At 72.9% G+C, this 22,826-nt stretch carries 17 protein-coding genes; 2 read left to right on the top strand and 15 right to left on the bottom strand.

Translation table 11 applies throughout. From position 1 onward, the window contains the following. Positions 1-133: 133 nt before the first annotated feature. The 10 genes from ACTOQ3_RS01620 to ACTOQ3_RS01665 all read right to left on the bottom strand — a co-directional run bounded on the left by ACTOQ3_RS01620 (position 134) and on the right by ACTOQ3_RS01665 (position 12,403). Complete coding sequence (locus ACTOQ3_RS01620) at positions 134-1,672, bottom strand: PepSY-associated TM helix domain-containing protein (RefSeq protein WP_440081560.1); 1,539 nt, start codon at positions 1,670-1,672, stop codon at positions 134-136. 345 nt (positions 1,673-2,017) lie between these two features. Continuing rightward, positions 2,018-2,560: a hypothetical protein gene (locus ACTOQ3_RS01625; protein WP_440081561.1), complete on the bottom strand. Its 543-nt coding sequence runs from the start codon at positions 2,558-2,560 to the stop codon at positions 2,018-2,020. A gap of 104 nt (positions 2,561-2,664) precedes the next feature. Then, the gene (locus tag ACTOQ3_RS01630; protein WP_440081563.1) at positions 2,665-3,786 is read right to left on the bottom strand and encodes a CU044_5270 family protein; all 1,122 of its coding nucleotides are present in this window, start codon (positions 3,784-3,786) and stop codon (positions 2,665-2,667) included. Next, the gene (locus ACTOQ3_RS01635; RefSeq protein WP_440081564.1) at positions 3,779-4,492 is read right to left on the bottom strand and encodes an RNA polymerase sigma factor; all 714 of its coding nucleotides are present in this window, start codon (positions 4,490-4,492) and stop codon (positions 3,779-3,781) included. Before ACTOQ3_RS01635 ends, ACTOQ3_RS01630 begins: the two co-directional genes overlap by 8 nt. A gap of 239 nt (positions 4,493-4,731) precedes the next feature. After that, positions 4,732-6,555: a GH39 family glycosyl hydrolase gene (locus ACTOQ3_RS01640; RefSeq protein WP_440081565.1), complete on the bottom strand. Its 1,824-nt coding sequence runs from the start codon at positions 6,553-6,555 to the stop codon at positions 4,732-4,734. 49 nt (positions 6,556-6,604) lie between these two features. Beyond that, positions 6,605-8,227: a glucoamylase family protein gene (locus tag ACTOQ3_RS01645; protein ID WP_440081566.1), complete on the bottom strand. Its 1,623-nt coding sequence runs from the start codon at positions 8,225-8,227 to the stop codon at positions 6,605-6,607. Positions 8,228-8,248: 21 nt separating this feature from the next. Next, positions 8,249-9,118 (bottom strand): carbohydrate ABC transporter permease, encoded by an 870-nt coding sequence (locus ACTOQ3_RS01650; protein ID WP_440081567.1) that lies wholly within the window; start codon positions 9,116-9,118, stop codon positions 8,249-8,251. A gap of 56 nt (positions 9,119-9,174) precedes the next feature. Beyond that, the gene (locus ACTOQ3_RS01655; RefSeq protein WP_440081568.1) at positions 9,175-10,122 is read right to left on the bottom strand and encodes a carbohydrate ABC transporter permease; all 948 of its coding nucleotides are present in this window, start codon (positions 10,120-10,122) and stop codon (positions 9,175-9,177) included. 2 nt (positions 10,123-10,124) lie between these two features. Further along, complete coding sequence (locus tag ACTOQ3_RS01660; protein ID WP_440081570.1) at positions 10,125-11,375, bottom strand: sugar ABC transporter substrate-binding protein; 1,251 nt, start codon at positions 11,373-11,375, stop codon at positions 10,125-10,127. Then, positions 11,372-12,403 carry a LacI family DNA-binding transcriptional regulator gene (locus ACTOQ3_RS01665; RefSeq protein WP_440081571.1) on the bottom strand — a complete coding sequence of 344 codons (1,032 nt, stop codon included), beginning with the start codon at positions 12,401-12,403 and terminating at the stop codon, positions 11,372-11,374. Before ACTOQ3_RS01665 ends, ACTOQ3_RS01660 begins: the two co-directional genes overlap by 4 nt. 338 nt (positions 12,404-12,741) lie before the next feature. Between ACTOQ3_RS01665 and ACTOQ3_RS01670 the strand changes: the two genes are divergently transcribed. Next, the gene (locus ACTOQ3_RS01670) at positions 12,742-15,753 is read left to right on the top strand and encodes an AfsR/SARP family transcriptional regulator (protein ID WP_440081573.1); all 3,012 of its coding nucleotides are present in this window, start codon (positions 12,742-12,744) and stop codon (positions 15,751-15,753) included. Between the two features lie 160 nt (positions 15,754-15,913). Here ACTOQ3_RS01670 and ACTOQ3_RS01675 read toward each other — a convergent pair whose 3' ends face one another. The 3 genes from ACTOQ3_RS01675 to ACTOQ3_RS01685 all read right to left on the bottom strand — a co-directional run bounded on the left by ACTOQ3_RS01675 (position 15,914) and on the right by ACTOQ3_RS01685 (position 18,903). After that, entirely contained in the window at positions 15,914-16,057 is a 144-nt protein-coding gene (locus tag ACTOQ3_RS01675; RefSeq protein WP_440081575.1) for a hypothetical protein, read from the bottom strand. 718 nt (positions 16,058-16,775) lie between these two features. Beyond that, on the bottom strand, positions 16,776-17,777 hold the full coding sequence (locus ACTOQ3_RS01680) for an NADP-dependent oxidoreductase (RefSeq protein ID WP_440081576.1): 1,002 nt from the start codon (positions 17,775-17,777) through the stop codon (positions 16,776-16,778). Positions 17,778-17,934: 157 nt separating this feature from the next. Beyond that, on the bottom strand, positions 17,935-18,903 hold the full coding sequence (locus ACTOQ3_RS01685; protein ID WP_440081577.1) for a zinc-binding dehydrogenase: 969 nt from the start codon (positions 18,901-18,903) through the stop codon (positions 17,935-17,937). Positions 18,904-18,989: 86 nt separating this feature from the next. On the opposite strand from ACTOQ3_RS01685, the gene ACTOQ3_RS01690 reads away from it, so the two are divergent. Continuing rightward, positions 18,990-20,252: an ADP-ribosylglycohydrolase family protein gene (locus ACTOQ3_RS01690; RefSeq protein ID WP_440081578.1), complete on the top strand. Its 1,263-nt coding sequence runs from the start codon at positions 18,990-18,992 to the stop codon at positions 20,250-20,252. A 182-nt stretch (positions 20,253-20,434) separates the two neighbouring features. Here the strand turns inward: ACTOQ3_RS01690 and ACTOQ3_RS01695 are convergent, their stop codons facing one another. Together ACTOQ3_RS01695 and ACTOQ3_RS01700 are read right to left on the bottom strand one after the other, a co-directional pair. Then, positions 20,435-21,769 carry an ATP-binding protein gene (locus ACTOQ3_RS01695; protein ID WP_440081579.1) on the bottom strand — a complete coding sequence of 445 codons (1,335 nt, stop codon included), beginning with the start codon at positions 21,767-21,769 and terminating at the stop codon, positions 20,435-20,437. Next, complete coding sequence (locus ACTOQ3_RS01700; RefSeq protein ID WP_440081580.1) at positions 21,766-22,677, bottom strand: hypothetical protein; 912 nt, start codon at positions 22,675-22,677, stop codon at positions 21,766-21,768. The genes ACTOQ3_RS01695 and ACTOQ3_RS01700 overlap by 4 nt, the downstream gene beginning before the upstream one ends. Positions 22,678-22,826: the final 149 nt, after the last annotated feature.

The following is a 22,826-nucleotide window of genomic DNA, read 5'->3' on the forward strand; positions in this document are numbered from 1 at the left end:
GCGGAGAGGCCGGGACGGGGCGGGGGTGCGGCGTGCGCCCACGCCGCACCCCGCCGTCCCGGCCGGTCCGGCCGGGGTCACTCGTCCCCGGCCGGTCCGGTCCTGGAGGGTCCTCGGCCGCCGCCGGCGAGTCTCAGCCGGAGACCCCGGCCTCGGGCTTGCTCGGCTCGCCGGGCTCATCCGACCCGCCGGGCTCGCCGGGCTCGCCGGGCTCGTTCAACGTGCCGGCCTCGCCGGGCTCGCCGGTTTCCGGCTTCCCCGCGCGCGACGCCGCGACCCTGGCCAGGACGACGTCGACCACGAGGAAGGCGAGCAGCGAGATGCCCAGCAGCGGGAGGAACACGCCCACCGCGACCGCCACGGCCGCCAGGGGAAGGACTACGGCGAGGGGCAGCCGCCGCAGGCCGCCGCGCTCGTAGGGGACGCCGAAGCCGCGGGTCGGGCGGCGCAGCCACCACATGCGGTAGCCCCACACGATGACCGAGATCAGCGCCACGGCCAGCGCGGCCAGCAGGATCTGGTTGACCAGGCCGAACAGCACTCCCATGTGCCCGTCGATGCCCCACCGGGTCAGCTTGGCCCCGATGGGGAAGTCGTCGAAGCGCAGCTCCGCGACCGCCTGGCCGCTTGCGGCGTCGACCGCCACCTGGTCGTTGCGCTGCGGCCAGAGGCGGTCCGTCTCCTTGACGACGTACGGGTCGCCGGACTCGGCCGGCCAGACGATCTCCAGGGGTCCGGACAGGCCCTTGCCCGCCGCCGCCTGGACGACCTGGTCGGGGTCGGCGGCCGGGGCGGCGCCCGCGTCCCCTCCGGCGTGGCCGCCGTGGTCACCGTGGCCGCCGGAGACGGGCATCGACGGGGTGTCCCAGCCGATCGCCCTCTGGATCACGTCGACGTTGGCTCCCGCGTACTTCGACCAGGTCAGGCCGGTGGCCGACAGGGCGAGCAGGCCGACCAGCGCCCACAGGCCGACCGAGCCGTGCCAGGAGAGGGTCTTGCGCCGGCCGCGGGCGCCGCGCTCGGGGGCGACGAGGCGGCGCAGCCGCTGACCGGCACGGCGGCGGCGGGTCAGCCACAGCACCAGGCCGCCGAGCCCGACCAGCCACAGCCAGCTGGCGGCCGTCTCGCTGTAGATGCGTCCCGGCTCGCCCAGGTGCAGGTGGCGGTGGAGCTGGGAGATCCAGGTTCGCACGGGCAGGGCTCCCGAGCCGCCGTAGCTCTCCAGCGACCCGCGGACCTGGGCGGTGTACGGGTCGACGAAGACCGCCGTGCGGACGCTCTCCGCGAGGCCGGGGTCGTTGAACAGCACCCGGGTCGTCGCGTCAGGCTCGTCGTAGGTCCATACGGCTCCGACCGTTCCCCCGGGATGCGCGGCGGTCGCGGCCGCGACCTGCCGCGCCAGGGGCAGCTTCTGCTGCCCGGCCGGTACGGGGACCGTCAGCTCGTGGGAGTGGACCACCTTCTCCAGCTGGAAGGAGGCGGCGTACAGCAGGCCGGTCGTCGCCGCCACCAGCAGGAAGGGCGCGACGAGGATCCCGGCGTAGAAGTGCAGGCGGAGCAGGAGCGAGCGCAGCGTCGCCCAGGTGGAGGGCACCGGGGACACGGGGGGCACGGGGACCGGCGAGGGGCCGGACGGCCCGGTCCCGGGCTGGATCTCGACGTCGGACGTCATGGGGAAGGGTTCTCCGTTCGCAGGGAACGCGCGCACCGTCGGGTACGCGGCACCGCGGTGTGAGGTTCGATTCGGCGTCGCGGCAGGGCAGGCGGGATTCCGGCTCTCACCGGCCGGAGGCATGGCGGGAGCCGGGCTCGCGGCCCGTTGGCGTTGGCTGGTGCCGCCGGGTACCACCGGGAACCGGTAGGCGCCGGCGGGCGCCGGTGTGGCGGCACTCGGGCTCACCGACCGGGAAGGGCGCGACGGCGCGACGGCGCTACGACCCGCGGTCGGGAGGGGTACGGCGCCCGGAGACGCGGGCCCGGCGAGGGCGCGACGGCGTCCGGGCGCGACGGCCCGATGTCAGACGGCGTACGAGGCCGCGGGCGGCCCGCGGCGCGAGACGGCGGCGGCGAGCAGCCGGGTGACCGGTGGCACCCGGTCGCCGGGCGCGGCGGGGAGCGCGACGAGGCAGGTGACGGGCGCGCGCCACCGCAGCAGGGTGAGGACCGGGGCGAAGAGCAGGAACAGGAGTGTGGCCAGGCCGCACTCCCCCCGCTCCAGCCAGTGTGCCGACAGCACCGCCGTCACGGCGTGCACCAGCAGCATGAACAGGCCGGTGGACAGGTCACCGGCGCCGTGCTCGTGCCCGGTCGACGGTGGTACCGCGCCGGAGGTGAACCACAGGTGCATGCCGTACTGCGCGGCGAAGCTCGCCCCCAGCAGCATGCCGAAACCACGCCGCCGCCGGGCGAGCGCGAACGCGCCCGCCGCGGTCGGCAGCACCGCCCAGACCAGCACACCCGGTCCCACCGGGCTGCCTCCGGCCAGCACGTGCATGGCCAGTGACGCCGTCACGCACACGACCGCGAACACTGCGGCGCGAACAAAACGGAAGGCGTACATGGGGCAATGGTGACAGAGAATGATGAATTCGCCAGCCCTTGAACTGTTGATAAGAGTGTGGATTAATACCACTCGATCCGTGCGTCACCATCGCACGGTTCGTGCTAGTCGCGTGCTCCTTGTGTGCCGGTCGCGGGGTCGGCGCCGCCGGACGCGGGGCCGGCCACCTCGGGCGCGCTGTCGGTCACCTCGACCTTCAGTTGCGCCGTCGAGGTCAGCAGGGTGCCCTCCGGCGCCCCCGCCCTGGCGGCGTCCGTCGCGACGACGCGCTCGCCCAGGTACAGGTGGGTGGTGGAGTCGAAGATGTACTCGTGCCGCACCCCGCCGAGCTTGTTGGCCATGGCCACCGCGACCCCCTCGCGCCCGGCCGCGTCCTCGGCCCGGTCGACGGTCTCGACGCCGGGGATCGTACCGGCCGCCCGGAACAGCGCGGCCCGCTGGGCGGACGGCATGTACGCCTGCGTGATCATCGAGCCGACGTTCCCCCACGCCTTGTAGTCGGCCAGGGGGTCCTGGGCCAGACCCCGGTAGAGGTGCTCGCGCATCCCCGCGGGATCGGTGGGCAACCGGCTCAGGTAGGCGTAGTCGGTGCGCTGGTGCTCGGCACGGATGTCGTGGCCGGTGAACCTCGACGGCGGCGCGCCGCCGCCCTCCCGCCGTTCGGCCTCGGCGGGCAGCGGCTCCCCGGGGAACGGCTCCGGCTCCAGATGCCTGCTCGACGTGACCCCCTCTTCCATGGGGGAGCCCTCGACCGGCAACCACACCTTGAACAGCACGCGGTCGAAGAAGCGGACCTCCTTTCCGCCCTCCCTCAGCTTGACCGGGAACATGCTCTGCATCTCGTAGGCGAGGAACTGGCCGGGCTTCGGGTCCAGCTCGTCCCGCTCGCCCGCGGTGTCGGCGGCCCGCTGGAGGACCGCCGACATGGCCACGGGCGCCACCCGGACGGTCGTCTCCGGCCGGGAGGCCGGGCCGGTCTCGACGAACCCGAGTCCCACGACCACCGCGGCCCCGGCCCCCAGCACCAGGCTCGTTCCCAGGCTCGTTCTCAGGCTCAGCCGGAGGTTCCTCCGGAGGCCGGCCGGACGGCGGGCCCCGGGGCCGGCCGGTGTCGCGCCGAGGGCGGCGATCTCCGACAGCAGCCGCCGCTCCTCGGCGCGCAGTTCCGCCGGGTCCGGCCGGGGCACCTCCGAGCGCAGCCGGTTCACCTGGGTCATCTCATCCATGGAAGGTCTCCTCGTTGACGGACGTGGGGTCGACCCCGCCGAGTTCCTCGCGCACCTTGCTCCTGGCCCGGTTGACGCGCGAGCGGACCGTGCCCACCGGGATGTCCATCGCCTGGGCGGCCTCCGGGTAGGTGAGACCGCCCCACGTCACCAGCAGCAGCACGTCCCGGTGGCCCGCGGGCAGCCTCGCCAGGGCGGCGGCCAGCCTCCTTCGCGCGGCACCGGCGCTCAGCCGCTCGTCGCTGCGCTCGGTGAACGGTGCGGTCACCGGGTCGACGCCGGTCCGTTCGAGAACGCGCAGCCGCCGCACCTCGACGCGCTTGTGCCGCCTGATCAGGTTGGTCGCGATGCCGTACAGCCACGGGCGCGCGCTGGGCTGCGCCGGGTCGTAGCCCTCCCTGCCGCGGAACGCCGCGAGGAAGGTGTCCGCCACGACGTCCTCGGCCGCGTCGGCGCCCAGCCGCCGGGTGACGTAGCGCTTGATCTCCGGCGCGTGCCGGTGGAAGACCGCGGCGAACGCCTCCGGCTCCCGCCGCGACCGCACGACGAGGGAGGCGTCGTCGGCCTCCGTCCCATCGACGGGGGAACCGGCGGGAGAGAGGTCGCGGTCCCCCGCCCCGCCGGTGGGGGAGGTGTCCCGGTCCTCCGCCTCATCGACGGGGAGGATGCCGCCCGCCCCCGTCCGGGTCCGGCTCGTTTCGCTCATATCCGGCCTCTCGGCTCTCGGTCAGGACACCCGTTGTTGCCCTCCCGCGTGCCCGCGGTTCCCGAAAACGACCAGGCAATCCCGCCGGAAGTGAGATCGACCGGCCCCCGCCCCGGTACGCGCCCCTCCGAACCCGGTGAAGCGGGGCGCGCGCCTCCCGCGCGCGCTCCCGCACCGGCGGCCGTATCGACGGCCGTATCGGCGACCCCTCCGAGGGCTCGGGGGGACGCGCGTCCCCGTCACGCCGGGGTGAGCTCCAGGTAGGAGACGGCGGGCATGGGCAGGGAGAACTCCAGCCGCAGGATCCCGTCCGGCGCGTGGAGGGTACGGGCGGGTTCCAGCTCGTCCAGGCCGTTCGCGGCGCGGAGCCGTTCCCACTGCTCGCCCTCGGGCCAGTCGGCACCCCCGCCGACCTCCGCCCAGACCGCCCGGATGTTGGAGTGCCGCTCGTCGATCCGGTGGTGGCTGACCGCGTAGTCCCCCGCGGCCAGGCCCTCGACGGTGAGGGCGATCTCGCGCGACAGGATCTCCGCGCCGTCGGCCCGGTCCTGGTCGAGGGTGCCGTTCCACACCAGCACCCCGACGGCGCCGGTGGCCGAGCGCGCCGCCCACGCCTCGACTCCCGCGACGTCGCCGCCGGCCGAGCAGGCGAGCTCGTCCTCGCCCAGCCGGTCGGCCAGGGTGAGCGCGAGGTAGCGGGGCTTGCGCAGGTTGCCGACCGTGAGCAGGCCGAACCCGCCGTGGAAGAGCGCGGGCGGGCGGCCCAGCTCCTCGAAGTGGTCCGAGGCCACCCAGTGGGCCAGCGCGTCCACCCGCCCGGCCGCCGACCGCATCCCGTGCAGCAGGAACGCCGCCCCGAACGGCCCGTCGCCGATGCCGTGGAAGTGGGTGGGGGTCGGTCCCCACTCCGTCCACCAGATCGGCGTGCCCGCGCGGCCGTGCCGTTCCAGGGCGGGCCGCCAGTCGAGCGGGGCGTTGCCGTAGGTGTGGGTGGAGACGAAGTCGAGCGCCGCGCCCGAGGCGTCCACGTGGTCGATGAGTTCCTGGACCCAGCCGTTGGCCGCCGACGACGGGCCGCCGACGCGGATGTCCGGGTGGACGTCCTTGACCGCCGCCGCCGACACGTCGTACAGGCGGAAGAACTCCTGTGGCGTACCGCTCCAGAAGACCTCCAGGTTGGCCTCGTTCCACACCTCGAAGGCCCAGTTGTCGACCACCTCGCGCAGGCCGTACCGGTCGACGAGGTGCCGGGTGAGGTCGCGGACCAGGTCGCCCCACCGGTCGTAGTCCCTGGGCGGCGAGATGATCGCCTCGTAGCCGAAGACCGTCTTCGACGGGTCGGAGGCGAGGTCGCGCGGCATGAACGACAGTTCCACGATCGGCCGCATGCCGAACGCGGTGATCGTGTCGTAGACCTCGTCCACCCGGCTGAAGTCGTGCACGGGCTTGCCGTCCTCCTCCCGGTAGACGCCGAGGTCGTCGCAGAGGATCGCGTGGGCGCGCACGGTCTCGACGCCCAGCTCGTCCCGCATCGTCCGCAGCGCCTCGGTCAGCTCGGGACCGATCGGGCGCCCGCCCACGGTGTCGGCGGACAGCATGTACGACAGGTGCTCGGAGCCGATCATGTACTTCCACGGCCTGGGCAGCGGCCGCGTGCTCACCGAGGCGTCGACCCGCAGGACCGTCGCGCCCGGCTCTTCGAGCGGCGCGGCGAACACCGCCTCGGTGAGGGGGCCGGTCCGCTCCATGGTGGTGACGGCGGCGACCCGGTACCAGGCGGGTTCCCCGCGCGTGTCGACGTAGCGCGGATCCGGCACGGCCGGCACGTCGACGTCACGCTGCTCGGTCGGGGTGTACGGCCCGTCCTCGGCGGGCGCGCGGTGGACGAGGTAGCCGATGGCCCCGGCCACCGGTTCCCAGGTCAGCGTGACGTGCCCGCCTCCGCTGTCGGCGCGCAGGCCGCGGGGGGCGGCGACCTCGACCCCTCCGGCCGCGGCCACCTCCCCCGACGGCCGGTAGATGCGGGCCTGCCAGTCCCGGTGTGCGGCGTCGGCCGTGCTCATTGATGTCTCCCCGATGGTCGATGGGTGGATGTGCGCGTTGGGCCACGGCTCACTTGGGAGGCACGACGGCCCATTCCTCCAGGCGCAGCACGGGGGCGAGCCTGGCCGTGACGTCGCGGGTGGCGAAGTGGCGGCGCAGGCTGTCGTCCGCGAGCGCGTTGCCGAGCGCGATCATGATCATTCCCTGGTCGAGGGCGAGATACTGCTTGGCGACCTTGCCGCTGCGCACGGCGACCGCGTCGTAGAAACCGCCGGGCCCGTAGGCGTCGAAGTTCGCCCTGAGCCTGGCGAGGTTGGCGAGAGCCGCGTCGGGCGCGTGGCGCAGCGCGAGGAACGACGCGTGCGGGGTGACCACGCCGTCCCCGTACGACGCCGGTTCCGGAGCTCCCTCGCGGCATCCCTCGAAGCCGTAGTCGACGGAGGTGCGCTCCTGGTCGGAGGTGTAACCGGGGGTGTCCATGCCGATCGCGTCCACGCCGTACTCGCGGTAGCCCCCGGCGGGGTCGTTGGACGGGGAGAAGCCCCAGTAGCCGTACTTCGCCTCGTTCATCCCGTGCTCGATCTGGGCGGCGATGTAGACCGGCTGGTTGCGGCCCCAGCTCCTGGCGCCCCAGACGTCCTCCGGCACGAGCTGGGTCACCATCAGCTCCTCGAACATGCTGCCGCCCCAGGTGGGCACCAGGCGCATGCCGCGGTAGCCGTAGGTGCCCTCGAAGACGTTGACGCCCATGTACGTGCGCCAGGCGCCGACCGGCTTCTGCTCGGCCCACGACCAGTCGCAGGTGTCGGGGAAGGTCCGCCACATGCCGTAGTAGTGCTCGGGCGGGAGCTGGCCGAGGACGATGCCGACGTAGCTGGCGATCCTGGCCTCGGTGAGCGCGCCGTAGTGGTGGCAGGTGGAGTGGACCGTGGTCCCCGAGCCGTTGTAGTCGCTCTCGACCGAGCAGCCGGTGGGCTTGTCCGGCCAGAACCCGCCGCGCAGCAGGCCGGTGCCCGCGTCGGGGCGTGCCTGCGGGTCGTAGTAGGACTCGAAGTCCATGCTCCTCGCCAGCGCCCCGGCCTGCTCGGAGACCTCGGGCACGGCGCTTCTGAGCATCATGAGGGCGGCGGCGAGCCAGCCGTTGTCGACGCTGGACAGGAACGGCTGGACGGCTGAGCCGTCCTCCGGCCAGGTGCGGACGATCTGGAGCGTGCGCGGGTCGTACCAGTTGTAGAACTGGCCGGTCGGGGCGTGCCGCTCCAGCTTCGCCGTCGAGGCGAGCGTCCTGGTCACGCGGCGCAGGGCCTCACCCCTGGAGATGAGGCGGGTGTCGCGGGCGGCCACCGTACTCCACAGGTAGGTGGCGATGTTGGTCGGCGAGGTCACCTTGGCGCGGGTGGCGGGGTCGAGCGAGCCGTCGATCTTGTCGGAGGGCAGCCCGGTCGCCGGGTCGGCCATCGCGGCCATGGACTTCCAGGTGTCCGCGGCGTAGCGGCGCAGCAGCTCCCGCTGCCGCCCCGCTGTCAAGGGGACATCGGGGGAGACGAGGGGAGACGCGGAGGGGGAACCGGAAGGGGCTGGGGGTGCGGGGGGTGCGGGGGGTGCGGGGGTAGGGGCGGCCGAGGCGGGAGAGGGGGCGGCCGTGATCAGGGCGAGGCAGGCCGCCAGGGCGGCCACGTGACGACGACGCACGGGTGCTCCTTACGTGGGGGGTTACTTGAGTCCGGTGGAGGCGATTCCCTGGGTGAAGAAGCGCTGCAGGAAGACGAAGAGGACCAGGACCGGCAGCACGACGACCACCGCCCCGGCGATGAGCAGGCCGTACTGGGTTCCCTGGTAGCCGTTGAAGATCGCCAGCGCGACGGGCAGCGTGTACTTGTCCTCGCTCTGGGCGACCACCGCGGGCCACAGGAAGTTGTTCCACGAGCCGAGGAACGTGATCAGGCCGAGCGTGGCGAGCGCGGGCTTGCAGAGCGGCATGACGATCCTCAAGAAGATCCGGAACTCCCTGGCGCCGTCGACCCGCGCGGCGTGGATCAGCTCGTCGGGGATGTCCGCGATGAACTGGCGCATCAGGAAGATGCCCAGCGGGGTGACCAGGCCGGGCAGGATGATCCCGAGGAAGGTGTTGACCAGGCCGAGCTTCGCGATGAGCACGAACTGCGGGATCATCACCACGATGGCGGGCAGCGCCATCTGCGTGAGGACCAGCGCGAAGAGCACGTTCTTGCCGCGGAAGGCGAGCTTGGCGAAGGCGTACCCGACCATCGAGCAGAACAGCAGGTTGCCCGCGACGGTGGCGAGGGCCACCACCGCGCTGTTGACGAACACCTGCGTGATGTTCATCTTCTCCAGCAGCTCGCCGTAGTTGCCGAGCGTCCACTGCACCGGCAGCAGGTCCGGCGGTGTCCGCCTGATCTCGGTCTCCGGCTTGAACGAGGTGAGCAGCGTCCAGGCGAACGGGAGCACGACGAGCACGAGCCCGACGCTGAGCAGCGCGTACGTGGAGAAGCGGCGTTTCACGAGGGCCTCGCGGCCCGGAGCGGGTCTCGCGGTGGGCTTCCGCCCCGGCGCCGGTTTCACGCCGGCCTCCCGGCCCGGGGTCGGTTTCGCGGGGGCCTCCCCGCCCTGAACGGGCCTCATCTGGACCTCCCGACCCGGAACTGCAGGACCGCGAGGGCCACGATCACGGTGAACAGGACGCTCGCCGCGGCGGCGGCGTAGCCGTAGTTGCCGGAGCCGAACTGGTTGTAGATGGCGAGCGACGCCGAGGTGGTCGCTCCCGCCGGGCCTCCCTGGGTCATCACCAGCGGTTCCTCCATGAACTGGGCGAACCCGATGGAGCTGTAGACGGTGCAGAACAGCAGCGCCGGGCGGAGCATCGGCAGCGTGACGGAGCGGAACCGCTCCCAGCGTCCGGCGCCGTCGACCTCCGCCGCCTCGTACAGCTCCCTGGGGATGCCCTGCAGGGCGGCCAGCAGGACGACCATGTCGAAGCCGAAGCTCCGCCAGGCGGTCATGACGATGATCACAGGAAGCGCCAGGTTCTCGTCGGCGAGCCAGCGGGGGCCGTCCACGCCCACCGCCGCGAGCACCTGGTTGACCAGTCCCGCGTCGGGTTCGAGCAGGAACCTCCAGGCCACCGCGACGCCGATGATGCTGGTGACGTACGGCAGGTAGTAGCCGAGCCGGAAGAACGCGGCGGGCAGCCGGGCGATCCCGGAGTTCAGCGCCACGGCCGCGCCCAGGCCGAGGGCGATGGTGAGCGGGAGCGCGGTCACTACGAAGATCAGCGTGTTGACCGCGGCCTTGCGCATGAGCTCGTCGTCGAACAGCCGCAGGTAGTTGTCGAGCCCGACGAGGTTCACCCCGAGGGGGTCGCGCACGTCGGTGCTGCGCATGTCGGTGAAGCTCATGCCGAGCTCGACGAGGAGCGGCCCCGCCCAGAAGACCGCGAACATCACCACGAAGGGCGTCACGAAGATCCAGGCCAGGCCGGTACGGCGGAACCCTCCCCCGGATCGCCGCTCCCTGACGGGAGCCGGTCCGGTGGGCTCGCGCGAGCCCACCCGCTCGCTGACCACCATGGTCAGACCCCGGTCCCGATGGTCTCGGCCTGCTCCTGGACGCGCTTGGCCGTCTCCTCGGCCGTCTGCTTGCCCAGGGCCATCTTCTCGACCTCGGTCTCCATCACCTTGGCCACCTGCTCCCAGGTCGGGACGGCGGGGACGGCCTTGGCGTTCTTGAGCTGCTCGCCGAAGACGGTGACGCGCTCGTCGGCGGTGAGCGCCGGGTCCTGCCAGGCGGCCTCGACGCTGGGCAGCGCGTTGACCTTGGTGTACCAGGTGGCCTGGACCTTGGGGTCGACGAGCCAGCGCAGGAACTTCCAGGCGGCCTCGCGGTTCTTCGCCTCCTTGAAGACCACCATGTCGCTGCCGCCGACCAGGCTGGGGCCTCCGGCGCTCCCCTTCGGGTAGGGCGCGACGGCGAACTTGTCGCCGAAGCCCTCGCCGCCGTCCTTCTCCAGGCCCGCGATCATCCACGGCCCGGAGTAGAAGGCGCCGACCTTCCCCTTGACGAACGTCTGCGGGAAGGCGCCGGTCGGCTGGTCGGTGCTGGCGAGCCCGCTCTCGAAGAACGAGCCGTACTGCTTGAGCGCCTTGACCATCTCGGGGGTGTCCAGCGTCCACTTCCCGTCCGCGATGATCTCGCCCCCCGCCTGCCACACCAGCGGCAGCACCTCCTGCCAGGAGCCCTGCCGGAAGTTCTGCTCGACGCCGAGCGAGGCGCCGCCCCTCTCCTTGAGGGCCTTCACGAAGGCGGTGGTCTCCTCCCAGGTGGCGGGCGGCTTCACCGACGCCTTCTCGGCGAGGTCCTTGCGGTAGTACAGGGCGCGGGTCTCGACGTACCAGGGCACGCCGTACGCGGTCCCCTCCACCTCGACCGTGCCCCACGCGCCGGGGAAGAACGCCGACTTGTCGATCAGGTTGGCCGGGGTGGGGTCGAGAGCGCCGGTCTTGGCCATCTCGCCCATCCAGGTGCTGCCCAGCATGGTGACGTCGGGGGTGGCGTTCCCCGCGATGGCCGCGGTGATCTTGTCGTGGGCGACGTCCCAGCCGAGCGCGGTCACCTTGATCGTGATGCCGGGGTTGGCCGTCTCGAAGTCCTTGGCGAAGGCGCCCAGCGCCTCCCCCTCGGCCCCGATCGCCCAGACCGTGACCTCGCCGGCGGCCTTGCCGGTGTCGACGTCCCTCGCCTGCTCGGCGGCCCCTCCGGTGCTCCGGCCGCATCCGGCGAGCACCAGCCCCAGCGCGAGGATCCCGACGGCGTACTTCTTCACTTTTCCTCCAGGGGGTGAGGCCCGCAGCTGGATCGGACGATCAGCTGAGTGGGGAGAATCTCGGAGTTCGGGACGGTGCGGGTGCCCTTGATGAGCTCGTCCAGCGCGCGGGCGGCGCGGGCGCCGAGCAGGCGCATGGGCTGGCGCACCGTGGTGAGGGCGGGCCTGGCGTGGCGGGCGGCCATGATGTCGTCCCAGCCGGTGATCGCCACGTCGCCGGGCACGTCGAGGCCGAGCTCCTCGGCCGCCAGGATGACGCCCAGGGCCACCTGGTCGTCGGCGCAGATCACCGCCTCGGGACGGCGTCCGTCATCGGGTTTCCCGCCGAGCAGCGCACGCCCCGCCGCGTACCCGCCCTCCACGGTGAGCTCGCAGGGCAACGGCGCCGGAGGCCGGATCCCGTGGCCGGACAGGACCCGTCTGACCCCTGTCCAGCGCTGGGTGACGTCGCCCCGGTCGTCGTCCCCGGCCAGGGCGAAGGTGGTGTAGCCGTGACCGAGCAGGTGGGTGGCGAGCGCCTCGGCCGAGGCGGTGTTCTCGCTGGAGACCGCGTCCGCCCGTTCGACGGGATCGCGCGCGAGCAGGACCAGCGGGGTCCTGCTCCTGACGATCTCGTCCACCAGGGCGTCCTCGACGGTCCTGCCGAAGATCACCATGCCGTCCACCCGGCCGACGAGGTCCCTGACCAGGTCCTGCACCGCGGCCCGCCCGCGGGTGGACAGGATGAGCACTGAGCGGCCGAGCTCGGCGGCCACCTCCTCGTACCCGAGGAGGACCTCGGCGAAGTAGGGGCCGGACAGGTCGGGGAAGACGATCCCGTTGGCCGCGTGGCGGCCCTGGGCCAGGGAGACGCCGAGGCGGCTCGGGGTGAAGCTGAGCTCCTCGACCGCCCTCAGCACCTTCTCGCGCGTTCCGGCCGCGACGGGGCCGGTGTTGCGCAGCGCCCGGGAGACGGTGGCGATGGAGACGCCCGCCCGCTGCGCGACCTCGTAGATGGTCGCGCCCTGACCTTCGTCGCTGTTTGACACCCGTCGTCCGATCTGCCGGGAAGTGGAAGCGCTTACACTCGGCGGCGAGAGAGGGTGGAAGCGCTTACAGTTGGATGACCGGAGTCAATCACCGGACGGAATCATCAGTAAAGGCTTGTTACGTCACCGTTACCAAATAGGCACGGCGATATTCCGGGATTTGTGAGACTTGTCAGGAAAAAAGCAATCCTGCCGCCTCCCGATACGAACGAACGCCGGTTGACTATCGCCAAAAGATCATCCGGGCTATCCTCGCCGGAATCGGGCAGTCCATGACCGCCAGGGCGTGGCACCGTCCACCTCGCCCCCTGAGATCCGTGAGCCGTTCGGGGAGCTTGATGAGATTCCAGGTGCTCGGCGATGTGACGATCATCGCCGACGAACGTCCCGTGCCCCTGTCCTCACGCAGGCAGGAGCAGCTGCTGGCGCTCCTCGTCTGCGCGCGAGGGCGCGTCGTGCCGGCAGAGAACCTGATCGACGCGCTGTGGGGCGAGCGGCTCGGACCCCGCGCGGGCAAGAACCTGCAGGTGCTCGTGCACCGGCTGCGCAGGACGCTCGACGCCCCCGAGCGGATCCGGCACGACCGCTCGGGCTACGCGCTGTCCGCGCGGCCCGAGGAGGTCGACGCCTGGCACTTCGCCGACCTGACCGAGCGCGCCAGGCGGGCACTGAACCGGGGGGAGCCGGAGGCGGCGTCCGTCCTGCAGCGGGAGGCGCTCGCGCTGTGGAACGGCCGGGCCTTCTCGGGACTGGACGGCGTGGCCCAGCTGGCGGAGGCGGCCGAACGCCTGGAGCAGGACCGCAGGCGGGTGCTGACCGAGCGCATCGACACCGACCTGGCGCTGGGCAGGCACGCGGAGGTCATCCCCGAGCTGCTCTCGATGGTCGCGGAGGATCCGCTGGTGGAGTCCACGACCGCGCGGCTGATGGTGGCGATGCACCGGGCCGGGCTGCGTACGGAGGCGCTGGAAACCTACCGGCGCACCCGTACCGTCCTGGCCGAGGAGCTGGGCCTGGAACCGGGACCGCAGCTGCGCGCGCTGGAACAGGCCATCCTGCGCGGGGATCCCCGGGTCGACCTGAACCCCCGCCCGGAAGCGGCACCGGAGATGGACCCGGCCCCCTCTCCCCCGGTTCCGCCCCCGCCGGCCCCGCCGGCCCCGCCGGCCCCGTCCCTGCTCCCCGCCGGGGTGGGCGACCTCACCGGGCGCGACACCGAGCTGCGCTGGCTCCTATCCGTCCTGCGCGACCGCCCCGCCTCCGGACCGGTGATCTGCGCCATCTCCGGCATGCCGGGGGTGGGCAAGAGCGCGCTGGCCCTGCAGGCCGCCCACGACCTGCGGGACGCCTTCCCCGACGGCCGGCTGTACGTGAACCTGCGCGGCGCCGGAGCCGAACCGGTCGAGCCGTCGCACGCGCTCAGCCGGTTCCTGCGCGCCCTCGGCGTGGCGGGGACGGCCGTTCCCGACGGCCTGGACGAGCGCGCCGAGGTGTTCCGCGCCCACCTGTCCGACCGGCGCGTGCTGGTGCTGCTGGACGACGCCGCGAACGAGGCCCAGATCGAGCCGCTCATCCCCGCGGGGAACGGCTGCGCGGTGGTGGTCACGAGCCGCGGCGCGCTGACCGCCCTGCCCGGCGCGCAGCGGCTCGCGCTGGGGGTGCTCGGAGAGGCCGCCGCCGTCCGGCTGCTGGGTACGATCACCGGCCGGGTCGAGCTGGCCGCCGACACCGCCACCGCCGGGCGGCTGGCCGAGCTGTGCGGGCATCTCCCCCTGGCGCTCAGGATCGCCGGGGCGCGGCTGGCCGCCCGGCCGCACTGGAGCGTCGACCGGCTGGTCTCCCGGCTCGCCGCCGAACACGACCGGCTCGACGAGCTCACCCACGGCACCCTGTCGGTACGGGCCAGCCTCGCCCTCGGTTACTCCGGTCTCGACGAGCCCGGCCGCACCCTGTTCCGCCGCCTCGCCCTGGTCGGGACGCCCGACTTCGCCGGCTGGGTCGCCGCGGCGCTGCTCGACGCCGGCCCCCGCGCCGGATCGCGCGCCACCGGGGAGATGGACGCCGAGGAGGTGCTGGAGAGGCTCACGGAGGCTCAGCTCGTCGAGTACGCGGGCCAGGACGGCATCGGCGAGCCCCGCTACCGCGTCCACGACCTGGTGCGGCTGCACGCCAGGGAGCGCGGCGAGATCGACGATCCTCCCGGCGCCACCGTCGCCGCGCTGACCCGGCTGGCGGGAGGGTATCTCGCGCTCGCCGAACGGGCGCACCGGCGGCAGTACGGCGGCGACTACACCGTCCTGCACGGCGGCGGGCCGCGCTGGGACTGCGGGGAGGCCACCTCCGACCGCCTGCTCGCCGACCCGTCCGGCTGGCTGCGCGGCGAACGGCTCGGCCTGGTGGCGGCGGTGGAGCAGGCCGCCCGGCTCGGCCTGAGCGAGATGTGCTGGGACCTGGCGATGACGGCGGTCACCCTGTTCGAGGCGCAGGGCCACTTCGACGACTGGCGGCACACCTCGGAGACCGCGCTGGCCGCCGCCCTGCGCGCGGGCGACCGGCGCGGCGAGGCGGCGATGCGCTACTCGCTGGGCACGCTCGCCCTGTTCCGGCAGCGCTACACCGACGCGCGACCGCACCTGGAGGCCGCGCTGCCGCTCTTCGAGGCGGTGGGCGACCGGCACGGCCAGGCTCTCACCCTGCGCAACGCGGCGCTGATCGAGCGGGTGGAGGGACGGGTGGAGACCGCGCTCGACGCCTACCGTCGGGCGTTGCGCATGCTCCGCGAGGTCGGCGACCGGCACGCCGAGGCCCATGTGCTCGGCAGCATGGCCCAGATCCACATCGAGCACGACCGCCCCCGCACGGCGGCCCCGCTCCTGGAGACGGCGCTGGCCGTCTACCGCGACCTGGGCAACGCGCGAGGAATCGCGCAGATCCTCAACAGGCTGGGACTGCTGCACCTGCGCCAGAACGACCCGGCGCGGGCGAAGGACGCGTTCGGGCAGGTCCTGCTCGCCGCCAGGTCGGCCGGAGACCGCATCGGCGAGGCGTACGGCCTGCTCGGGACGGGCGAGGCCGAGCTGCTGGCGGGCGAGTTCGACAGCGCGGCCGGCCTGCTCGACGCGGCGCTGCTGCTGGCCGAGGGGCTCGGGGAGCCCTTCGTCGCGGCCCGCGCCCGCCTGGCCCGAGGGCGGCTCGCCGCCGAGCGCGGCGAGCACGGGCAGGCCGCGACCCTGCTGGACCGGGCGGTGAGGGAGTTCGCCGACATCGGCCTGCCGGTCTGGCACGAGCGGGCGCTCGAGGCCCGGCGCGCCCTCGACGGCATGCTCTCCGCGCCGCCCACCCCCTGCTGACCGGACGGGAGCGCGGCCGGGCTGGATGTGCGACCCGGTTGCGCGGCCGGACGGGTGCACGAGGCCCGGGGGGTACACGGTCGGACGGGAGCGCGGCCGGACGGGAGCGCCGAAGCCCCTCGCCCGGCCGCTTCACACGACGCCGGTCCCCGCCGGTGAGCTACTCGCCGGGATCCATCCAGTGGCTGTCATAGTCGGGCTTGGTGACCTGATCATGCAGATCGATCGCCGCGGCCGGCGTGGCGCTCGCGCCCAGCAACCCGGCCACCATCAGCGCCAGCAACCCCGTCTTGATCTTCTTCATCTTTCTCCTTGATCGTCAACAGATCGGCGCCATACCCCGCAGGCGTTGGTGATCGATAGCAAATCACGAGCGCCAGGTGTCGCGTATGGGATCTCGCTGTTGAACTTCTCCCCCTTCGAGCCGTTATCGCCCTTCCCCTGGCGAAGGCTGACGGTCGGACGAAAAGACCGGTTCCGCCGACCTGGGCACCGGACCTCGGCCCACCCGCCGCTCGACGCTGAGCGGCGGTTGCTTCCCACCGGCGATCAGTGCCCGGTGCCCGGCCGCCGGTGCCGGACGTCCGGCGCGAGCGGGCCCGCGCAGAAGTGACCGGCACCCCTCGGTGGAGCCGCGATGACCACGTACAACCCCGTTCCCGGTGTCAGGCCGCAACAGCCCCCGTAGCCGCTACGGCGGCGACCCCGGCGCGATGTGGCCCACCCGATGTCGTTCCCGGCCGGTGGCCCACCCGAGGTTCCGGGCGGTTCCCCGACCGATGGGAAGCGAGACGACAGGCATGGGTGCGACCGGCTGACCGGCCGTACCCATGCCGCCCCGGTGTCGTGTCGTTGGTTCCCACTGCGGACGACCATCTCCACCTCGCACAGCTCGGATGCCGCCTGCGGACGACATCGACGCTGGTCAACGCCAAGATAGACAAATCCGGTTTCACATCGGTTTCACGTCACCCCCTCCGGCCGGGCCCGGACCCCCGGGCCGGGGAACCCCGGATCCGGTGTCACGGGACGGTGATCACGATCTTGCCGAGGAGATGCCCCTCCTCGCTGAGCCGATGGGCGTCGGCGGTTCTCTCCAGCGGGAAGGTCCTCTCGATCGGCACGCGCAGCGCGCCGCGCTCCAGCAGGGGCAGGACGTCGGCGAAGACCTCCGCCAGGGGAGGCCCGCCGGTACCCCTGGAGAAGCGCACACCGTACTCGGCGGCCCGCCCGTCGGCGATGGTGACCACCCTGTCCGGACCACCGGCCAGCTCGACCGACATGGCGAGCACGTCGCGGCCGGAGGCGTCGAGGACCGCGTCGACACCTTCCGGGGCCGCGGCGCGCACCCGCCCTGCCATGCCGTCACCGCCGTCACCGCCGTCACCGCCGTCACCGCCGTCACCGCCGTACTCGACCGGCCGCACGCCCAGCTCGCGCAGGAAGTCGTGACGGGCCGGGCTCGCCGTGCCGACCACCCGCACGCCCCTGGCCCGGGCGAGCTGCGCGGCGACCAGCCCGACGCCGCCGGCGACCGCGTGGATCAGCAGCGTGTGCCCCTCCTTCACGTCGAGCTCCCGCAGGGTACGCCAGGCGGTGTCCACGGCCACCGGCAGCGCGGCGGCCTGCTCGAAGGACAGCCAGGCGGGCATGGCCAGCAGGTTCCCGACGTCGGCCGGCACGTGGGTGGCCACGGCGCCGGAGAGGACCCTGCCGAAGACGGCCTGCCCCACCCTCCAGCCCCCGGCACCGGCCCCGAGATCGACAGCGGTGCCCGTACCCGTACCGACGCCGGCCCCGAGGGCGTCGACCGTTCCGGCGAACTCGACACCGACGCCGGCGGGCCCTGCCGACAGCTGGCCACGGTCCACGAATCCGCGGCGGAGTTTCCAGTCGATCCCGTTGACCCCGGCGGCCCGTACCGCGACCCGCACCTGCCCGGGACCGGGATCGGGAAGGGGAACGTCGTCGAGGGTGAGCACCTCGGGACCGCCGTAGCGGGCATAGCGGATGGCCTGCGACATGGTTCTCTCCCTCTGAGCGGGTGTGTGCCTGGTCGACGGCGTGGACTGCCGGGGTCCACGGCCCGGGCGCGCCACGGCGAAGGCGCGGGGAAGGCATGGGGAAGGCATGGGGAAGACATGAGGACGGCGTGGGGGCGGCGCCCGGCCGGTGAATCCCTCAGACCAGCAGCAGGGTCTTCCCCACGGTGTCGCGGGCCTCGATCGCCGCGTGCGCCTCGGCGGCCCGATCGAGGGGAAAGGTCTGTCCGATGACCGGCCTGATCCGGCCCGCCGCCGCCTCGGCCAGCGCCAGCCCGGCCAGCCGCCTGCCCTCCTCCGGGACGAACTGCACCTGCTCCATCCCGCGCACGCTCACCCCCCGCCGCCCGGCCTCCTCGGGGTCGATCCGCGCGAAGCTCCCACCGGGCACTCCGTACGTGAAGAACCTGCCCCCGTTCGCGACGATCCCGAACGCGTCCTGGCCGATCCGCCCCCCGGCGCCGTCGAAGACCACGTCCACCCCGGCACCGCCGGCCGCCTCCCGGACCCGCTCGGGCCACCCCGGCTCGGAGTGGTCGACCACGGTGCCGGCTCCCAGCTCCCGGGCCAGGCCGAGTTTGCGCCCGCCCCGGGCGGTCGCGATCACGTGTGCGCCGGCCGCGTGGGCGAGCTGTACCAGCAGGGTGCCGAGCCCTCCGGCCGCCGCGGTGACCAGTACCCGCTCCCCGGGCTTGACCTCGGCCGCGCCCGCCAGGCTCAGCGCGGCCGGGCCGATCTGGAGAAGCGCCGTCGCCTCCCGCACGCCCAGCCCGTCCGGTACGGGGACGAGAGCCTCCACCGGGACCACGGCCCGCTCGGCGTACCCTCCGTCGCCGGTCATGGCGATGACGTCGCGGCCGACCCAGCCGGAGTCGACCCCCTCCCCGGCGGAGACCACTCGCCCGCCCACCCCGCCCCCCGGCACGTACGGTGGACTCTGGCCGAAGAACTCGGCACCCCAGCCGGTGCGGAGCTGCGTCTCGAGGGACAGGACATCGACGACGGACACCCCGACCACTACCTGCCCGGCTCCGGCGACCGGCTCCGGCGAGCGGTCCACCACGAGTACCTCCGGCCCCCCGAACGCGGTCACCTGGACAATGCGCATGTCGACCACTTTCTCTCGATGTCCTCGCGCACAGTCTCGAACCTGAAGTTAAGTTGATGTCAACCGGCAACGAAAGGATCGTGCCCGTGCGTCCTCCCGCCCATGACCTGCCGAACCATCTCGGCCGCGTGAGAGGCTGCCTGCTGGGCGGCGCGCTCGGCGACGCGCTGGGGGCTCCCGTCGAGTTCGAGTCGATCAAAAGGATTCGCCGGCAGCACGGACCCGAGGGGCTGACCGGCCTGGTCCCCGACTGGCGCGGCAAGGTCGGCCTGATCACCGACGACACGCAGATGACGCTTTTCACCGTGGAGGGACTGATCCGCGGCGGTGACGTCGCCGCCGTCCGGCGCGCCTACCTGCGCTGGCTGGACACCCAGCAGCACCGCTCCCCGCCCCCCGCCTCCCCCGCGCACGACCGCACCGCCGCCCGCCCGGCGCGCGTCTCCTCCCCGGCCACGAACGACCGTCCGGCGAACGATCCCGCTCCGGCCCCGTCCGGGAACGACCCGGTCCGCACCGGCCTGCTCCGCGAGCAGGAGTGGCTCTACTCCCAGCGGGCCCCCGGGAACGCCTGCCTGTCGGGCCTGCGCGACCGCAGGGCCCGCCAGGCGGGCGCCCCCGCCCCGTTCGGCGAGCCCGGACCGGTCAACCCCGGCTCCAAGGGCTGCGGGACGGTCATGCGCTCGGCCCCCTTCGGCCTGGGCGCGCGCAGCGCCCGCCACGCCTTCGACCTGGCCGCCGAGTGCGCCCAGATCACCCACGGCCACCCCACCGGCTACCTGGCCGCCGGCGCCTTCGCCGCCATCGTCCACTTCCTGGCGGAGAACGAGTTCCCGGCGGAGAACGGGTCCTTGACGGAGAACGGGTCCGGCGGGGCGGACGGGCCCCTGAAGCCGGACGAGACGCTCGCGCGGGCCGTACGGAAGGCGATGGACCTGCTGGCGACGTACCCCTCGCACGAGGAGACCAGCCTGGCGCTGCGCGGCGCCGTGTCCCTCGCGGCGCGGGGCGGCCCGAGCCCGGAGAAGGTGGAGTCGCTGGGCGGCGCGTGGGTCGCCGAGGAGGCGCTCGCCATCGCGGTCTACTGCGCCCTGACCCACCCCGCGCCCGGCGACGTCGGGCGGGCGCTGCTGCTCGCGGTCAACCACTCCGGCGACAGCGACTCCACCGGCGCCGTCTGCGGCAACCTCCTGGGCACCCTCCACGGTGAGGCGGCGCTCCCCGCCGACTGGCTCGCGCACCTTGAGGGCCGGGACGCCATCACCGAGCTGGCCGACGACTTCGCGGCCTGGTCCGCCGGGAACCACGAGATCACCGACGCCTGGCGCAGGAAGTACCCGGGCGCCTGACCTCTGGGCTTCCCCCGGTGGTGAGCCTGCGTCCAGCCGATGGCGAGGGCGCCTGCCGCGTCGCGGTGGACCTGGCCCGAGTGGCCGCGGTGCTGTCGTGGACCTGGGCAAGCCGGTCGGGACGAGCGCCTGGCTCGTCGCGCGTCCGAACCGTCCGATCCCTTCGCGTACGGTCCAGGCCCTCACGCCGTCCGCGTGCTGAGCGGGAGACGGAGGACGAAGCGCGCTCCGCCCGAGGACGCGTCCTCGACGTGGAGGGTGCCGTGGTGGGCGCGGGCGATGTCACGGGCGATGGCCAGGCCGAGCCCGGTGCCGCCGCGGTCGCGGCTGCGGGCGGTGTCCAGCCGGGCGAAGCGCTGGAAGATGTGCTCGCGCTCCGCTGGAGGCACGCCCGTGCCGTCGTCGGTGACGCTGAGCTCGGCTGTGCTCCCGGCGCGGCGCACCGTGACCACCACGTCGCGCACGGCGTGCCGTTGCGCGTTGTCCAGCAGGTTGTCCAGCACCCGGTTGATCTGTTCCGGGACGGCGTCGGCCGTCATGCCGGCGGTGAGGTCGAGCCGTGCCGGGTGCGGATCGCCGGTGCGGCGCGCGGTTCCGGCCTCGGCCAGTACGGCCAGGTCGACGGACTCCAGGGCGGCGGGCGGTGCCGCTCCGATCCGGGCCAGCATGAGGAGGTCGCTGATGATGGCCTGCAGCCGGTCCACATCGCCCAGGGAGTGTTTCACCAGGTCGGCGAGGTCGGTCTCGTCGGGGTGAAGTTGCGCCTCCTCCAACTTGACCCGCAGCCCGGCCAGCGGAGTGCGCAGTTCGTGCGAGGCATCGGTGGTGAAGCACCGCTGGCGGTCGAGCGCCTGCTGCAACGACTCGGTGACGCGCTCCAGCTCTGCGGATATCGCGCGCTCGCGGGTGTAGTGGCGGGCGTTGTCGACGCACACCGCGGCGCGGCCGACCAGTTCCTCGGCCAGGGCGAGGTCGTCCTCCTCGAACGCGTCCTTGCCCTTGGCGCGATAGAAGCTCACCACCCCGAGCGTGACGCTCCGGGCTCGCACCGGCACCGTGATGAGCGAGTGGATGCCCTGCTCACAGATTCTCCGGCCGCGCTCGGGATCCTGTGCCAGCCACCCGAAAGCAGTGGACAACACCGGGCCGAGCACCGGCTGCTCGGTGGCGAGGCTGCGCCCCTGCGGCGTGGAAGGGAGCGGGTGGATGAGCGCGCCAAGCTGGTACAGAGCGGTCCCCTCCCCGATGCCCGCGAAGGCGACCCGGCGCAGCCCCGCGTCCATGCCGACGGGCTCGTCGCCCCGCAGGACGCAGTCGGCCAGGTCGACGGCGACATAGTCGGCGAACCGGGGGACGGCGACCTGGGCCAGTTCCTCGGCGGTCCGGGTGACTTTCAGGGTGGTGCCGATGCAGGAACCCGCGTCGCACAGCAAGGTGAGTCGCTCACGCGCCCGCAGGGCGAGCTGGCCGATGCCCGGCTCGCTCATGGCGAGCAGCCACCCGTCGGTTTCGGTCACCTTCCTCCCCCGTCCGGCCGGGCCTCCTGGCCGTCGGTGAGCCTCGCCTTCACCGCGATGGCGGTGGAACCGCTGATCGACTGGGCCACAAGCGTGGCGGTGCGGCCGTCCGAGAGGGCCATCTTCACCATCGCCGCCCGGCCCTGCGCGACCAGCCTCACGGCGGCGTCCTCCAGGGCGAGCCGATCACGGCGGCACAGGTCCAGGGGCGTGGAAGCCGTCGCGACGCCTCCTTCGGGCGCCCGGAGGAACTCCTCCATCAGGGCCCGCTCGTGTTCGACCACCATTTCGAACAATCGCCGCTCGACGGCGGCGGCCGATCGCCGGGCCAGGACCATCATCTCCGCGTTGGCCGTGTCCTTCAGGCAGACGACGCTGATGGCCCCGTTCATCCGCCCGCTGAGCGGGTGGCGTATCGGGGCGCCCACGCCGGTGAGCCCGCGCAGTTCCTCCGCGAAGTGCTCGTTGCCGGTGACCTGGCAGATTCGCCGTTCCACCAGCGCCGAGCCAAAGGCGCTGGTGCCCATGTCCGCCTCGGCGAAGTGGAACCCTGGCGCGGCGCCGACCGCGTCCATGGTCCGGCGCAGGGCCGGGTCGCCCTCGTTGCGCAGGAACAAGACCCCACTCGCATCGCCCAGGAACATGGTCACGGGGGTGCCCTTGATGACGGTACGCATCCGCTCGAACACGGGCCGGGCCGCGCGCACCACTCCGCAGTCAAAATCAAGATCACCGGACAGGCGCGGCCTCACGGCGCTGGGCATGAGTCCCGCCTCCTGGCACCGCCGCCACGATTGCAGGGTCGCGGCGCGCACCTCGTTCCCCGTGAGCTTCCCGTCCAGGAACCACTCCACGAGCTTCTCGTCGGGCCCTCCCCCGTCGTCCCAGCCGTCTGCCATCCTGCCCACTCCAAAACATCCACACGGTGAGCTTTATGTACCTTTCATCCAGAATACGGAGGAAGCGCATTTCTAATCCCATACCGTGGCAAAGATTTCTAATCCCATATCGCGGCAAAGAAATGCCAGGCCCTGGCCTTCCCTGGCGGAGGTCAAGC

Origin of the sequence: Streptosporangium sp. LJ11 (assembly GCF_051918945.1) — a bacterium.
In the GTDB taxonomy this organism is placed as follows: domain Bacteria; phylum Actinomycetota; class Actinomycetes; order Streptosporangiales; family Streptosporangiaceae; genus Streptosporangium.

What these genes read in the sequence shown, in the direction of transcription:
- ACTOQ3_RS01620 (WP_440081560.1), bottom strand. Translation starts at nt 1,672, where the DNA reads ATGACGTCCGACGTCGAGATCCAGCCCGGGACCGGGCCGTCCGGCCCC.
- ACTOQ3_RS01625 (WP_440081561.1), bottom strand. Translation starts at nt 2,560, where the DNA reads ATGTACGCCTTCCGTTTTGTTCGCGCCGCAGTGTTCGCGGTCGTGTGC.
- ACTOQ3_RS01630 (WP_440081563.1), bottom strand. Translation starts at nt 3,786, where the DNA reads ATGGATGAGATGACCCAGGTGAACCGGCTGCGCTCGGAGGTGCCCCGG.
- ACTOQ3_RS01635 (WP_440081564.1), bottom strand. Translation starts at nt 4,492, where the DNA reads ATGAGCGAAACGAGCCGGACCCGGACGGGGGCGGGCGGCATCCTCCCC.
- ACTOQ3_RS01640 (WP_440081565.1), bottom strand. Translation starts at nt 6,555, where the DNA reads ATGAGCACGGCCGACGCCGCACACCGGGACTGGCAGGCCCGCATCTAC.
- ACTOQ3_RS01655 (WP_440081568.1), bottom strand. Translation starts at nt 10,122, where the DNA reads ATGGTGGTCAGCGAGCGGGTGGGCTCGCGCGAGCCCACCGGACCGGCT.
- ACTOQ3_RS01670 (WP_440081573.1), top strand. Translation starts at nt 12,742, where the DNA reads ATGAGATTCCAGGTGCTCGGCGATGTGACGATCATCGCCGACGAACGT.
- ACTOQ3_RS01675 (WP_440081575.1), bottom strand. Translation starts at nt 16,057, where the DNA reads ATGAAGAAGATCAAGACGGGGTTGCTGGCGCTGATGGTGGCCGGGTTG.
- ACTOQ3_RS01680 (WP_440081576.1), bottom strand. Translation starts at nt 17,777, where the DNA reads ATGTCGCAGGCCATCCGCTATGCCCGCTACGGCGGTCCCGAGGTGCTC.
- ACTOQ3_RS01685 (WP_440081577.1), bottom strand. Translation starts at nt 18,903, where the DNA reads ATGCGCATTGTCCAGGTGACCGCGTTCGGGGGGCCGGAGGTACTCGTG.